Origin of the sequence: Nonomuraea sp. NPDC005650, from assembly GCF_040605375.1 — a bacterium.
Lineage (GTDB): Bacteria > Actinomycetota > Actinomycetes > Streptosporangiales > Streptosporangiaceae > Nonomuraea.
In genome coordinates this window covers 30,903-44,720 of record NZ_JBEXCR010000075.1, presented here as the reverse complement: position 1 = coordinate 44,720, position 13,818 = coordinate 30,903, and the positions used below count along the sequence as shown (strand labels likewise).

The following is a 13,818-nucleotide window of genomic DNA, read 5'->3' as shown; positions in this document are numbered from 1 at the left end:
ACCGCCACCGGCAGGTCCACCATCTGCAGCGGCGTCCGCACGCCGAACAGGTTGACCATCGGCGCGAACGGCACGATCGAGAAGGCCAGGAAGGCCGGGACCACCATGATGACCGGCGCCAGCAGGTAGAGCACCCGGTCCACCGTGCGCGGGAAGAGGTCCTCCTTCAAGCCCATCTTGATCGCGTCGGCGACCGACTGCAGGAGGCCGAACCTGCCGGCCCGGTTGGGCCCGTACCGGTGCTGCATCCTGGAGATCAGCTTGCGCTCGAACCAGACCCCGAAGACGACCCCCAGCCCCAGAAAGGCGAACAGCATCACCGCCTTGACGATGGTGATCCACAGCGGGTCCTTGCCGAAGTCGGCGAGGGTGGGATCGGCCGCGAGAGCGCCTGCCATGACGTGTTGCCCCTTCCTGTCCCCGGCACTCGTTCGGTCCGGAGCGGAAGGTCACGCTAGCCGGTGAGCCGATCGGTGTATTGAACGAATGCGAACAGCTGTTTCGGCGTCAGCTGCGCCATCGCCCGGATCTCGCGGGTGAGGTGCGGCTGGTCGGCGTAACCGCAGGCGACAGCCTCCTCCAGCGTGGCCGAAGGCCGTCTCCACGTGTCCAGGGTCCGCTGGAACCGGGCGATCCGGGCCACCGTCTTGGGCGACAGGCCCACCACCCGGCGGAACCCGAGCTCGACATAGCGACGGCTGACGCCCAGCTCATCGGCGAGGGAGGCGATGGTGGGCGGGCCGTCCGGCTCCTGCAGCCGCCGCCAGGCGTGCATGATCAGGCCGTCGGGGCCGGCGTCGGGGTGCAGCCACGCCGTCAGCCGCTCCTCCAGCAGGTCGAAGCGGTCCGCCCAGCCCGCCGCCGCGATCAGCCGGCCGGTCAGCTCCTCGGCCCGGGCACCGAGGAGGTCGTCCAGCCGCGTCGTCGTGCCGGCCACCTCGCGTACGTACGTCCCCGTCAGCGCCGCCATCCCGGCCGGGGTGAGCCCGACCGCCACCCCGTGACGCCACGGCGAGTGCGCCGAGAACGTCGCGGTGGCGCGGGGGCCGGTGACGATCGGGCCCCTGCCGGTGAAGTCGATGATCAGGGTGGCCGCGTTGAGCGGCAGCATCCGGCTGGGCCGGGCGGGCTCTCCCGCCCGGGTGCGAAAGTCGGCCCACCCCAGCACGTACGGCCGCAGGTGCGGCGGCGACCCGCGGGCGATCATCTCGTACGGCTCCGCCTGCAGCTGCGTGGGCAGCGAATGGATCGCCATCACACCGGCAAGCCTGCCCTAGTCTCGTCGCTCCCGTGGCCTCTCCACGGCGCGGAAAGGTCAGATGACCTCGAGGTTGGCCATCATGCCCATGTCCTCGTGTTCGGCGTTGTGGCAGTGGAAGAGGTAACGGCCGCGGTAGCCGTCGAACCGGGTGATGATCTCCACCGCTTCGCCCGGCCGAAGTGAGACGGTGTCCTTGAGCCCCGCGTCGTGCGGCAGCGGCGGCCGGCCGCGGCGCGAGAGCACCCGGAAGCCGACCAGGTGCAGGTGGACGGGGTGATGGAGGTCGGCGACCAGCCGCCAGACCTCTACGTCGCCGAGCCGGGTCGTGACGTCGGCGCGGGCGGGGTCGAACGGCAGGCCGCCGATCAGCCAGCCGTGGCCGCCGTGCATTTGCCCGGCGCGGAAGGAGAACTCGCGCGTCCTGACCGCCTCCGAGCGGCGCCAGTCCGGCAGGTCCGTGGAAAGGACGCGGGGGATGCGGCTGTCGTCGACGGCCTTGCGCGCGATGCGGAAGGCCATCACGTCGCGGGTGCGCCCGGAGCCCAGCCGGTTGAGGAGCCTCACGCGGCTGCCGACCGGGAGGCCGGTGAAGTCGACGACCACGTCGTAGCGTTCGGCGGGCGCGATCGGCAGGAGCCGGTGGGTGACCGGCGTCGCGAGCAGCCCCTGGTCGGCGCCGATCTGGACGAGGTCGAGCGGGCGCCCGTCGTCGCCGACCGCTTCGAGCTCGTAGTGGCGGGCGTTGGAGGCGTTCAGGACGCGCAGCCGGTAGCGGGCCGCGTCGACCTCGTGCACGGGCCAGGGGGCGCCGTTGACCAGGATCACGTCGCCGAGGACACCGGCGAGGTACGGCTCCCGCACGCCCGGCCGATCTCGCAGGGCGGGGTAGACGAGGCCGCCGTCGGCCGCGAACGCCCGGTCGGCGATCATGAGGGGCAGTTCGCGCCGCCCGGAGGGCAGGCCGAGGGACTCTTCGGCGTCGTCGCGGACGATCTGCATCCCGGCCAGGCCGCGCCAGATCGCGGGGGCGGTGAAGTCCATTCGATGGTCGTGGTACCACAGCAGCGCGGCCCGCTGGTCCAGCGGGAAGGTGTAGTCGCGCGTCAGCTCGGTCACGGCCGCCCGCGGATCGTGCATGGCCTGCGTGGCGCCGTGCCCCATGTGCGTGCCGGCCTCCGGCCACCCCTCGGGCAGCACGAGGTCGGTCGGGTAGCCGTCGGAGGCCGCCGGGGTCCGGCCGCCGTGCAGGTGCACGACGGTCGGCACGGGCAGTTCGTTGCGGTGCGTCACGGTGATCGGCCGGCCGCGGCGCGCCTCGATCGTCGGCCCGGGGAAGGTGCCCCCGTACGTCCACAGCGGCGTCCTGACACCGGGCAGGATCTCCGCGCTCGCCTCACGCTGGGTGATCTCGTAACGGTCGGCTCCGCCCGAGGTGCTGACCGGCGCCAGCACGGAGGGAATCGGCAGCGGCACCTGGAAGGGCGGTGGGAGCGGCACGGCGCTGCGTAGCTCGGCACCGGTGATCGACGGCCTGCGGGCCAGCGCCGCCGAGGCCGACAGCCCGGTGGCCGCCATCAGCCCGAGCGCCCCGCCGATGCCCAGAGCCCGCCGCCGGGTCAGGCCCCTGACCTGCTCACGCATCTCGGACCTCCCGCCCCGGCAGGGGCCGGCGCCAGACTGCGATGAACAGCACGACGAGCGCGACGACGGTCATCACACCCAGCGGGACGTGCAACCACAGCGCGCCGTCCAGCCCGGCGAAGTACTGCACGGTCTCGGCCGCCACCACCGCCGTCGTGGCCAGGAACGGCCGGACCTGACGCAGCCGGACCCACACCACGACCGCCACGATCACCTGCAGATAGCCGATGGAGGTGACCACGTCGGCGCCGATCGCGTGCCAGCGCAGGCTGTCGAAGTCACCGGTCAGATACACCCCGGCGAACACGGGCTGGCCGACGATCGCCGCCGTGTGCGCGCTGACGACGGCCCGCAGTGTCCACCCTGTCGGTGTCGTCCGATGCGTCGCCATGTGAGGTCCCTCCTCTCGTCGTTCTCGCTTTCGCGAACGACCCGAGGCTATGGCTCGCCAGTTATCTTGTCTAAGATCAATATTGCTATGCTGTTATGTGTCGGGAGGCATGATGGAGCTGAACACGCTCAGGCAGTTCCTGGTGGTGGCGCGGCTGGAGCACCTCAGCCGCGCGGCCGACGAGCTGCGCGTCGCCCAGCCCTCGCTGAGCCGTACCATCGCCCGCTTGGAGGCCGAGCTGGGCACGCCGCTGTTCGACCGCAGCGGCCGGCTCCGGCTGAACGACACGGGCAGGCTCTTCCGCGGCTACGTCGAACGCTCTCTCGGGGAGCTCGACGCGGGCCGGCGAGCCGTCGCCGAGGCGACCAGCGAGGGCGCGGGCACGGTGCGCCTGGCGTCGGAGACGTTCCTGACCCTCACCGGGCCGCTGGCGGCCTTCAAGCGGGCCCACCCCTCCGTCGAGGTCGAGCTCCACTGGGCGGCGGCCGAGGACATGGCCCGTCACCTGCGGGCGCAGGAGGTCGATCTGTGCGTCGCCTCGCAGCCGATCCACGCCGAGGGCCTGGAATCGGTGCAGCTGCTCGAGGAGGCGGTGTGGGTGGCCACGCCACTCGATCACCCGCTGGCGGGCCGCACCTCGGTGACCGTCGACGAACTCGCCGGCCAGCCCTTCGTCAGCGCCCGCAAGGGGCACTGGCAGCGCCGGCTCCTTGAGCGGCTCTTCACCGCCAGAGGCCTCACGCCGAAGATCGTCTGCGAGGTCGACGAGCCCACCGCCATCGCCGACCTGATCGGCGCGGGGCTCGGCATCGGCCTCGTGCCCTCGTTCGCCCGGCGTACCTCCATCAGCGCCCCGCTCGCCGCGGTCACCGTCGACAGCCCCGACTGCCGTCGCGCGGTCACGCTGTACTGGGGCGCCGACAGCCACCTGTCGACCGCCGCCCGCCTGATGCGTACCGCGATCACCGGCTGGGACTGGATCGGATGATCGTCAGCCCGTCGTCCACGGGCGGAGCTTGTCGGGGTTGCGTACGACCCAGATGTGCTTGATCCGGTCGCCCGCGACCTCGAACGCGTACACCGCCACGGTGACGCCTCCCCGCTCGACCATCAGACCGGGCCGGCCGTTGACCGTGCGCTCCAGAACCGACACCTTGTCGGGCGTCCTGCCGGCGATGTCGACGATGTGACGCGCGATCAGCTCGCCGCCTTCGATCGGCTGCAGCGTGGTTCTGACCAGGCCGCCGCCGTCGGCGGTGAAGGTGGCGCCAGGGTCGAGGAGGCCGATGAGGGCGTGGATGTCCTTGGCCTCCCACGCCTGCATGAAGTCCCTGACGATGCGGGCCTGCCGGGCCGTCGGAGTCGCGGGAGCCTGCGACGCGGCGATGCGGCGGCGCGCCGAGGTGGCCAGCTGCCGGCAGGCCGCCGGGGTTCGGCCGACGATGTCGGCCACTTCGGCGAAGGAGTAGCGGAAGACGTCGTGCAGGATGAACGCGACGCGTTCGGCCGGGGTCATCGAGTCGAGCACGACGAGGAAGGCCATGTTGACCGACTCGTCGAGGGTGACGTGGTCGGCCGGGTCGACGGTGGCGCCGCCCGGCCACTCCGTACGTTCGGGCAGCGGCTCGGGAATCCATTCGCCCACGTAGCTCTCGCGCCGGGCGCGGGCCGAGCCGAGCAGGTCGAGGCAGATGCGGCTGGCGACCTTCGTCAGCCAGGCACCGGGGGATCCGATGGCCTCCCGCTGCTGCTGGGGCATGGCGTACCAGCGGGCGCAGGTCTCCTGGACGACGTCCTCGGCCTCGGCCAGGGAGCCGAGGAGCCTGTACGCGAGACCGACGAGCTGACGCCGCTCGCTCACGATCGCGTCCAGACCCGGATCGGGCGGGGTGGTCATGGTGTCGCGGCTCCCTTGATCGTGTCCGTTCTCACCCCGTTCGACGAGACAGCCTCTTCGAATGTGAGGCCGGCACCACCCGCGTCCGCCCGCCGACCTCACAATCCGAGGGGCTGTCTCGTTTGTTTCACCACAAGGTCCCGCATTTTCCCGATCCGAGGAGAGACGACATGTCGACAGCTCAGGAAGCACGCAACAAGGAGACGTACCACCGCTTCCACGAGGCAATCAACAGCGGCGATCTGGGGGTCATCTCGAAGGCGGTCGACGAGTGCATTCACCCGGACGGGCGGTTCCACGCGGCGGAGTGGACCGGCGTGACCGCGGTGCAGGCGCAGAAGCGCGTGTGGGAGATGCTCCTGCGCGCGTTCCCCGACATTCAGGTGACGCTCGAGGACCTGGTCGCCGAGGGAGACAAGATCGTCGCTCGGCAGACGGTCACCGGGACCAACTCCGGCGAATACCGAGGCATGCCCCCGACCGGCAAGTCCGTCACCTACAACGAGATCTTCATCGCCCGCTTCGCCGACGGCCAGGTGATCGAGGTCTGGGGGGTCGTCGACGTCTACGCACAGCTGCGACAACTCGGCCTCATCCAGGCGTAGTGCCTTGGAATTCGGCCGAGGACGTGCTGTTCGTCCAGGCACGCGGCGCAGGGTGTGAGCCCACGGCTCGACCGCGCGGGCGGCCGGCAGGCCGCCGAGCTTTCCGTGGATGGGCGTGGTGACGGTGACGGTGAGCAGGTAGGCGGCTGTGTCAGTCCGAGTAGACGTATGCATATCGCATACGTTAAATTGCTTGCGAATCGCACGCAAATCTAGGAGTGATCATGCTTTCCGAACCTTCGGCTCAGGTATCCGGGGATCCGTCTCGCGTCCACCTCGCCGGCGCGGGTCCGGCCCTCTTCCGGCTGGTCCGCTTCTGGTCGCGCCGATGGGTGACGGCCACGGCGGGGGAGACGGCCGGGGACATGTCCCGGGTCCAGGACGTCCTCGTGCTGGAGTCGGTCGACGCCGCCTCGGCGCGGCTGGGGGAGGTGTCCGTCGCCGACGTCGCGTACGAACTCGGCATCGACCGTTCCGGGGCCGGCCGCATGATCGGGGTGGCCGTCGACCACGGCTACCTCGCGCGGGCCTCGTCTGGGGAGGATGCGCGCCGGGCGACGCTGACCGTCACGCCCGCCGGAGCGGAGGTTCTGACCGGAGCCCACGCCTTCCAGGAAGAAGTGTTTGCCCGTCTCACCGCCACCTGGGATCCCGGCGAGGTCGAGAGCTTCGCGCGCGGCCTCCGCCGCCTGGCCGATGAAACCGGCTCGGAGAGCTGACGCTCGCCCGTCGAGCCGGTTCACGTGAGCAGGAGGGTCGCGAGCACCGGGCCGAAGGCGCCGCCGAGCTGGTAGCACAGGGTGAACAGGCTCACGGCGGTGGCCCGGTGCTCGTGCGGCACGACCGTGCCGACACGGGCCGCGTACCAGGCCATCGCCGCTGTGGCGGCGAACACCGCGAACGCGTTGGACGCCGCGACGAGCACCGGCCACGGGGCGAGCGGCGGCAGGGCGACGGCCGTGGCGCCCGCGGTCAGCAGGACGGCTCGGGTGACGGCGGGGCCCAGCCGGGCGGCCCACCGGGTGAACAACAGCGAGGCGATCGAGCCGGCGGCCAGCATGACGAGCGTCGTCAGCCCGATCCGCTCGGTCGTCCAGTGGTGTTCCAGCAGCCGAGGCACGGTGTAGAGCAGGGCGAAGTAGGAGGTGGACAGCGTGCAGGCCGCCGCTGCCGCGGTCACGAACGCCCGGGAGCGCACCACCGGCTGGGGGATGAACCCGGCAGGGTTCCTGCGGACGTGCAGGGTCAGCAGCAGGCCCGCCACGGCCGCCGCGGCGACCGCCGCCGGCGCCAGGCGCGGGATCAGGACGAACGCGCTGACCAGCGTCATCACGAGCAGGATCCCGACGGGGTCGGTGCTCGCGCGGTGGTCGTGGTGGTGGGCGGGGGCGTGGCGCAGGACGGCGGGAACGGCCAGCAGTGCGAGCAGGGACAGCAGCAGCGGCACCTGCCAGGAGGTCGCCGCCAGGGTGGAGCCGGCCAGCGGGCCGAACGCGCCGACCAGGCCGACCCCGGCGGTGATGGCGCCCGCTCGCGAGGTGGTCCCGGCCAGGGTGATGGCGATGATGATCAGGCCTCCGCCGCCGGCGGCCTGGGCGGCGCGGCCGGCCAGCAGCATCGGCAGCGTCGGCGCGCCGGCCACCACGAGGGTGCCGAGGAGGATGAGGACGGCGTTGACCAGCGTGGCGGCGCGGATGCCGCGGGTGCGTAGCAGCGCGGCCGTGAGCGGGGCGCCGAGGACGCCGCCCCAGCCGAAGGCGGTGGCGGCCCAGGTGGCCTCGGCGGCGGAGACGCCCAGGGCGCGGGCCAGCTCGGGGATGACGGTGGTGGTGCTGTTGGCGCTGAGCGAGGTCGGCGTGGCCAGGAGGGCGAGGTACGGGACTGCGATTCGTCCCTTGTGCACGGTTTCGGCGATCACGCGCTTCAAAGTACACCAGTAAGTTTCTCTATGACACCGACTGGTGTACTTTGGCGGTCGTTGGCTCCCGAAAGGAGAGACATGAACGAGGTCAACGTCCTGGCCCTGTCCGGCAGCCTGCGCGCGGACTCCCACAACACGGCCCTGCTGCGCGCGGCCCGCACCCTGCACTCCGGCGGGCTGGCGATCGACATCGATCACGACCTGGGCCGGCTGCCGCTCTACAACCAGGACCTGGACACCGGCGCGCCGCCGACGCCGGTCACCGAGCTGCGCGCCCGCGTCGCGGCGGCCGACGCGCTGCTGATCGCCACGCCCGAGCACAACGCCTCCGTCCCCGCCGCGCTGAAGAACGCCATCGACTGGGTCAGCACCGCACCCGAAGGGCTGCTGCTCGACAAGCCGGTGGCCATCGCCGGCGCCTCGCCGGGGCCGTTCGGCTCGGTACGCGCCCAGCTGGCCCTCCGCCAGATCCTGGCCTCGATGGGCGCGGAGCTCGTCGTCAAGCCGGAGGTGACGGTCTTCCACTGCGACACCCGCTTCACCCACGACCGCCGGCTGACCGACCCCTACACCGCCGGCCTGCTGCGGGAACTGCTCGACGCCCTGGCCCGCAAGGCCCACCGGCGCGCCGGACGCCCCTACACTGCATCGAGGAGTTTCCAGCCGGAAGGACGCTGATGACCCTGCGCCAGGCCGAGCCGTACGGCCGACCGGAAAAGCGTCAGGCGATCACCCGGGCCGCCCGCCGCGTGTTCGGCCGCGACGGCTTCACCCGGGCCGGCGTGGACGCGATCGCCGCCGAGGCGGGGGTGTCCAAACGGACGATCTACCGGCACTTCGCCGACAAGGAGCAGCTGTTCCTGACCGTCGCGCTGGAGGGCGCCGACGAGGTCACCGCCGCGATCGCGCAGATCATGGACCGGCACCTGCACAAGATCGTGGATCTGGAGCGGGACCTCATCGACTTCTCCCTCGACAGGGTCGCCGCGGTCACCGCCTTCCCCGACCACTTCGCCCTGGTGCGGGCCATCGAGGCGGAGGCGGCCCACATCCCGCCGCCGATCCTCCAGGCGTGGATCGCGGCCGGACCGCAGACCGGGCACCTGCGCCTGGCGCCGTACCTGAGCCAGATCGCCGAGCGCGGCCTGCTGCGGATCGACGACGCCGACCTCGCCGCCGCCCACCTCACCCTGCTGACCATCACCGACGTCAACCAGCGGACGTTCTACGGCGCGATCCCGCTTCCCCAGGAAGAGGTGACCCGGCTCGTCACCGCGGGCGTGCGGGCCTTCCTGCGCAGCTACGCCTCCACCGCCGCGCAGCCCACCACTCCACGAAAGGCCGGCCGCGCCAAGCCGTAGCCGACGGCCGGCACACCGTCGCCGTCCACACCAACACCGGATGGAAGTCCTGGGACCCCATGTTCAAGATCCTTGAAGCGGAGTTCGGTGCGTGAGCGGTCAGGGAGCGTCGCGGGTGACGAGGCCGTGTTCGTGGGCGTAGATCGCCGCGTGCACGCGGGTCCGCAGGCCGAGTTTCGTGAGGATCCGGTTGACGTGGGTCTTGACCGTGCCTTCCTCGATGGTGCACGCGGCGGCGATCTCGCCGTTGCTCAGCCCTCGGGCCAGGAGGCGTAGCACGTCGTGTTCGCGCGGGGTCAGCAGGTCGAGCTCAGGTGTGGCGGGGCGCGGGGACAGCGCGGCGAAGCGGCTGATCAGGCGGCCGGTGACCTGCGGGTCGATCAGCCCCCTGCCCTGGTGCAGCTCGCGGACCGCCGTGACGAGCACGTCGGGGTCGCTGTCCTTCAGCAGGAAGCCGGCCGCCCCCGCGCGCAGCGCGCCGAACAGGTACTCGTCGAGGTCGAACGTGGTCAGGGCGAGCACGCGGGGGGCGGATCCGGCGGCGGCGAGGCGGCCGATGGCGGCGATGCCGTCCATGCCCGGCATCCGCAGGTCCATCACCACCACGTCCGGCCGCCGCCACAGCGCCTGGTGCACAGCCTCGGCGCCGTCGGCGGCCGTCGCGATCACGTTGATGTCGGGTTCGCCGTCGAGGATGAGCCGCAGGGCCTCCCGCGCCGCCTCCTGGTCGTCGGCGACCAGCACCCGGATCGTCACCACGCGTTCCTTTCGCAGGGAAGCTCGGCGAGCACCCGCCAGCCGCCGGTTTCCGCCGGTCCTGCCGACAGGGTGCCGTCGAGCAGGAGCACCCGTTCCCGCATGCCGCGGATGCCGTGGCCCTCGACCTGGGGCGCCTGGGCCGGGGCGCCGTTGTCGAGGACCTCGATGCGCAGGCCGCGGCCGTGCTGCCGCAGGCGGACGGTGACCGCGGTCGCGTTCGAGTGGCGTACGACGTTCGTCAGCGCCTCCTGGACCACCCGGTACGCGGTGTGGTCGACGGCCGGCGGCAGGACGCCTCCCGTTCCCGAACGGTGCAGCGTGATCGTGCGGCCGGCGGCGGAGAGCCGTCCGGCCAGCCGTTCCAGGTCCGCGATGCCGGGCTGGAGGGCGGCCGGGTGCTCGTTGAGAGTTCGCAGCAGGTCGCGCACTTCGGTGAGCGCCGACAGCGACAGGTCCGAGATCGTCTCCAGGGTCCGCCGCGCCGAGGCGTCTCCAGGCGCCCGCCGGGCCGCCGCGGCCTGCAGCCGGATCGCGGTCAGGTGGTGGCCCACGCTGTCGTGCACGTTCCTGGCCAGCCAGGTGCGCTCCTCGGCCAGCACGCGCTCCGCCTCGGCGCGCCGCAACCGGAGCGTCTGCTCGGCCCGGTCCCGGTGCAGCCGCAGCGCGTAGCCGGTGGCCACCGGGGCGACGCTCATGATCACCATGGTGGTGAGGGCCGGTACGGCTCCGCCGATCACCACACCGGTGCCCGCCACCCAGCACGTGGAGACCGCCAGCACCAGGCCGGGGCGCCGCGGCCGGTGGTAGACCGCTGTGCAGAACAGGACCATCGTGACCAGCATCCCCTCCCAGCGGTGCAGTTGCGCCATCCCGGCCAGCGCGATCACCGCGGACGACGTGGCGGCGGTCAGCGGCAGCGCCCGCCGTAGGAGCAGGGGGAGGCTGACGCCGGCGCTGAAGACGGCGAGCGGCACGTCGATCGCGGCCCGCCCCTCCAGCGCCGTCAGCAGCGCCGCGACGGTCGCGGCGCCGGCGACGAGCAGGGCCTCCCTCAGCCAGTGCATGTCACGATGATGCCGGACCGCAGGTCGTGCCCGAGGGCGGGAGCTGTCCGGTGGTCAGGTAGCGGTGCACGTGGTCGCGGACGCAGGGGTTGCCGCTCCAGTAGAGAGCATGACCGCCCTTGGCCGCCAGGTGGCGGGCGCCGTCGAGTTGCGCGGCGATCCGGCGGGCGTGCGCGGGCGGCGCCGTGTCGTCGTACTCGCCGCCGGCGACCAGGATCGGCGGCAGGCCGCGCGGGCGTACGGGATGGGGTGGGAAGGGCGTTTTCTGGGGGAGTCCGGCGCAGAGGTTGGCCATCGGCCACGCCGCGGTCCAGCCGATGCGCGGCGCGACGCGCCTCAGCCGCCGTTCCATGGCCTCGACCTCGCGGTATGCGGCCGGGTACGGGAAGTCGGCGCAGGTCGTGATCCTGCTGAGGGCGGGGTCGGCCGCCCCGGGGAACGGCTTGGCGAACCGGGTGGCGTCACCCGCGTACGCCTCGGCGAGGGACCTGGCCAGCTCGGGCCACGTCGCCTCGAACGTGACAGCCGCACGGGAGGCGATCAACGTCGCACCGGCCGTGGCGCCGGCTCCCGCGCCGGGCGCGGGGATCGGCCGTTCGGCGGCGCGGGCCATGACCTCGTCCCAGACCTTGAGCGCGTCGCGGCCGTGGAGCGCGCAGCTCCGGTCGGCGGCGCACCAGCCGGCGAAGCGGTGGAGGTTGCGTTCCTTGGTCGTCGCCCTGGGCAGCAGCCATTCGGTCCATGACCGATCGGTGTGGTCGATCGGGCTGTCCAGGTACATGCGGCCGACGCGGGAGGGGAAGTCCTCGGCGTAGGCCACGCCGAGGACGGTGCCGTAGGAGTTGCCGAAGTAGTTCAGCTTCCGTTCGCCCAGCGCCACCCGGACGGCCTCCAGGTCGCGGGCCCCCTGCCAGGAGTTCAGCTTGCCCGCGAGCGGGCCGGCGGCCTGCGCGCAGCCGAGACCGAAGCGGCGGTTCTGCTCCGTGTATCGGGCGTAGGCGGCGCGGCCGGGGAACACCCACTCCCCGTTCGCGGCCCACGGCGCCGGATCGGGGCAGCGCACCTCGGCGCTCGCCTCGAACCCCCGCGGGTCGAAGACCACCACGTCGAACCATCGGGTCAGGTCGGTGAAGGAGCTCTGCGCCTGCCGCAGGATCGAGATCTGCTGGGCGGGACCGCCCAGGTTGAGCACCAGCGTGCCCTTCCTGGCGGCCGGATCCCGAGCGGGCAGCTTGGCCAGCCCCAGGGTGATCCGCTCGCCCTCGGGAGCGGCCCAGTCGGCGGGTACGGCGATCCGGCCGCACTGGAGGCCGTCCCCGCAGTCCTGCCAGGACAGCCCGGTATCCGCCGCCGCGGGTGTCCCCACTGCCAGGGGGAGCAGCATGGCGGCGATGATCGTCTTCTTCATGGCCCCTCAGCCTTGCCGAGGGGCCCGCCGCCGGTCGTCCATCTTTCGATAGATCCTCACCGTTGTCGTGTCACAAATGCCGGGCCTGTCCCGTCCTCATGGTGAAGGACCCGGAAGGAGACCGGAAATGAGCAAGCACATTCTGATCGTCGGTGGCGGATATGTCGGCATGTACACCGCGATGGGCCTGCGCAGGCTGGTCCGCTCGGGCGAGGTGCGCGTCACGGTGGTGGACCCGAAGGGGTACATGACGTACCAGCCGTTCCTGGCCGAGACCGTCGGCGGGGCGGTGGAGCCGCGCCACGTGGTCGCGCCGCTGGGGCGGGTGCTGAAGGGCGTGCGGGTGCTGACCGGGCACGTCACCCGCGTGGACCACGCCGCGCGCAGCGCCGAGTTCCAGCCCGTGCAGGGACCTGCCAGGACCATCGCGTACGACGTCCTGGTGATGGCGGCGGGGTCGGTCATCCGCACGCTGCCCATCGCCGGGCTGGCCGAGCACGCCGTCGGCTTCAAGACCATCGGTGAGGCCGTCCACCTGCGCAACCACGTTCTTGGCCAGCTCGCCGCGGCCGTCTCGACCGATGACGAGCAGGTGCGGCGCAGGGCGCTGACGTTCGTGGTGGTCGGCGGCGGGTTCTCGGGGGTCGAGGCGCTGGCGGAGATGCAGGGGCTCGCCGACGAGGCGACGCGTTATCACGACGGCATCGAGCCGGCCGACCTGAGCTGGACGCTGGTCGAGGCCACCGAGCGGATCCTGCCCGAGTTGCATGAGGAGCTCGGCCGCTGGACCGTGGACGCGCTGCGCGGGCGCGGTGTCGACGTGCGGCTCGGCGCCCGGCTGGCCTCGGCCGAGGGCGGTGTGGCGGTGCTGAGCGACGGCACCGCGCTGGACGCCGGGACGCTGGTGTGGGCGGCGGGCGGCCGGCCGAATCCCCTGGCGGCGGCCAGCGGGCTGCCGGTGGACGGGCTCGGGCGGATCCGGGCCACCGAATACCTGACGGTGGCGGGGCTGGAGGACGCTTTCGCGGCCGGTGACGGCGCCGCGGTGCCCGACCTGACCCGGCCCGGCGAGTTCACCGGGCCCAACGCCCAGCATGCGGTACGCCAGGCCAAGCTGCTGGGCCGCAACCTCGTCGCGTACGTCAGGGGACGGCGGCTCAAGCCGTACCGGCACGCCTATCTCGGCTCGGTGGCCGGGCTCGGGCACCACCAGGGCGTCGCTCAGGTGTACCGGCTCCGGCTGACCGGGTTCCTGGGGTGGCTGGCGCATCGCGCGTATCACCTGGCCTGGGTGCCGACGGTCAACCACAAGGCCCGGGTGCTGGCCGACTGGGCGCTGTCGATGTTCTTCCGGCGGGAGACCGTGCAGCTCGGGGCCATCGAGCACGCCGACGAGGAGTTCCGGGCGGCCGCCGGGCTGCCCCGGGCGGCGTGACCCCGGGGCGGTCCCGACGGGATTCGTCGGCAGGAAGACGCGTATTTGCGAGCGCCGGTTTACCAACAGTGACGC

At 72.1% G+C, this 13,818-nt stretch carries 15 protein-coding genes; 6 read left to right on the top strand and 9 right to left on the bottom strand.

Features of this window, described 5'->3' with window-relative positions:
• The 4 genes from ABZS69_RS63230 to ABZS69_RS63215 form a co-directional block, all read right to left on the bottom strand.
• On the bottom strand, positions 1–398 hold a 398-nt coding region (locus tag ABZS69_RS63230; RefSeq protein ID WP_355393493.1), incomplete at its 3' end, for an NADH-quinone oxidoreductase subunit H.
• A 56-nt stretch (positions 399–454) separates the two neighbouring features.
• Positions 455–1,255 (bottom strand): helix-turn-helix domain-containing protein, encoded by an 801-nt coding sequence (locus tag ABZS69_RS63225; RefSeq protein ID WP_355393496.1) that lies wholly within the window; start codon positions 1,253–1,255, stop codon positions 455–457.
• 60 nt (positions 1,256–1,315) lie between these two features.
• The gene (locus ABZS69_RS63220) at positions 1,316–2,902 is read right to left on the bottom strand and encodes a multicopper oxidase domain-containing protein (RefSeq protein WP_355393490.1); all 1,587 of its coding nucleotides are present in this window, start codon (positions 2,900–2,902) and stop codon (positions 1,316–1,318) included.
• A complete protein-coding gene (locus ABZS69_RS63215) occupies positions 2,895–3,293 on the bottom strand; it encodes a hypothetical protein (protein WP_355393487.1) in 399 nt (132 codons plus the stop codon). Before ABZS69_RS63215 ends, ABZS69_RS63220 begins: the two co-directional genes overlap by 8 nt.
• A gap of 109 nt (positions 3,294–3,402) precedes the next feature.
• Between ABZS69_RS63215 and ABZS69_RS63210 the strand changes: the two genes are divergently transcribed.
• Positions 3,403–4,281 carry a LysR family transcriptional regulator gene (locus ABZS69_RS63210; protein WP_355393484.1) on the top strand — a complete coding sequence of 293 codons (879 nt, stop codon included), beginning with the start codon at positions 3,403–3,405 and terminating at the stop codon, positions 4,279–4,281.
• Between the two features lie 3 nt (positions 4,282–4,284).
• On the opposite strand, the gene sigJ is transcribed toward ABZS69_RS63210, so the two are convergent.
• Positions 4,285–5,190: an RNA polymerase sigma factor SigJ gene (sigJ, locus tag ABZS69_RS63205; protein ID WP_355393481.1), complete on the bottom strand. Its 906-nt coding sequence runs from the start codon at positions 5,188–5,190 to the stop codon at positions 4,285–4,287.
• A gap of 170 nt (positions 5,191–5,360) precedes the next feature.
• Between sigJ and ABZS69_RS63200 the strand changes: the two genes are divergently transcribed.
• Positions 5,361–5,795, top strand: coding sequence for an ester cyclase (locus ABZS69_RS63200; protein WP_355393479.1), 435 nt, complete (start codon positions 5,361–5,363; stop codon positions 5,793–5,795).
• A gap of 224 nt (positions 5,796–6,019) precedes the next feature.
• On the top strand, positions 6,020–6,514 hold the full coding sequence (locus ABZS69_RS63195; protein WP_355393476.1) for a MarR family winged helix-turn-helix transcriptional regulator: 495 nt from the start codon (positions 6,020–6,022) through the stop codon (positions 6,512–6,514).
• Between the two features lie 20 nt (positions 6,515–6,534).
• On the opposite strand, the gene ABZS69_RS63190 is transcribed toward ABZS69_RS63195, so the two are convergent.
• On the bottom strand, positions 6,535–7,713 hold the full coding sequence (locus ABZS69_RS63190; RefSeq protein WP_355393473.1) for an MFS transporter: 1,179 nt from the start codon (positions 7,711–7,713) through the stop codon (positions 6,535–6,537).
• 81 nt (positions 7,714–7,794) lie between these two features.
• On the opposite strand from ABZS69_RS63190, the gene ABZS69_RS63185 reads away from it, so the two are divergent.
• Positions 7,795–8,394, top strand: a complete 600-nt coding sequence (locus ABZS69_RS63185) for an NADPH-dependent FMN reductase (protein ID WP_355393470.1) — start codon at positions 7,795–7,797, stop codon at positions 8,392–8,394.
• A complete protein-coding gene (locus ABZS69_RS63180; protein WP_355393467.1) occupies positions 8,394–9,077 on the top strand; it encodes a TetR/AcrR family transcriptional regulator in 684 nt (227 codons plus the stop codon). Before ABZS69_RS63185 ends, ABZS69_RS63180 begins: the two co-directional genes overlap by 1 nt.
• 99 nt (positions 9,078–9,176) lie before the next feature.
• On the opposite strand, the gene ABZS69_RS63175 is transcribed toward ABZS69_RS63180, so the two are convergent.
• Genes ABZS69_RS63175 through ABZS69_RS63165 form a run of 3 tightly spaced genes read right to left on the bottom strand, consistent with a single transcriptional unit; the run spans position 9,177 to position 12,308 of the window.
• A complete protein-coding gene (locus tag ABZS69_RS63175) occupies positions 9,177–9,833 on the bottom strand; it encodes a response regulator transcription factor (RefSeq protein ID WP_355393464.1) in 657 nt (218 codons plus the stop codon).
• Complete coding sequence (locus ABZS69_RS63170) at positions 9,830–10,900, bottom strand: sensor histidine kinase (RefSeq protein WP_355393461.1); 1,071 nt, start codon at positions 10,898–10,900, stop codon at positions 9,830–9,832. Before ABZS69_RS63170 ends, ABZS69_RS63175 begins: the two co-directional genes overlap by 4 nt.
• 1 nt (position 10,901) lies before the next feature.
• Positions 10,902–12,308: an alpha/beta hydrolase gene (locus tag ABZS69_RS63165; RefSeq protein WP_355393458.1), complete on the bottom strand. Its 1,407-nt coding sequence runs from the start codon at positions 12,306–12,308 to the stop codon at positions 10,902–10,904.
• A 127-nt stretch (positions 12,309–12,435) separates the two neighbouring features.
• Between ABZS69_RS63165 and ABZS69_RS63160 the strand changes: the two genes are divergently transcribed.
• Entirely contained in the window at positions 12,436–13,743 is a 1,308-nt protein-coding gene (locus ABZS69_RS63160) for an FAD-dependent oxidoreductase (protein WP_355393455.1), read from the top strand.
• Positions 13,744–13,818: the final 75 nt, after the last annotated feature.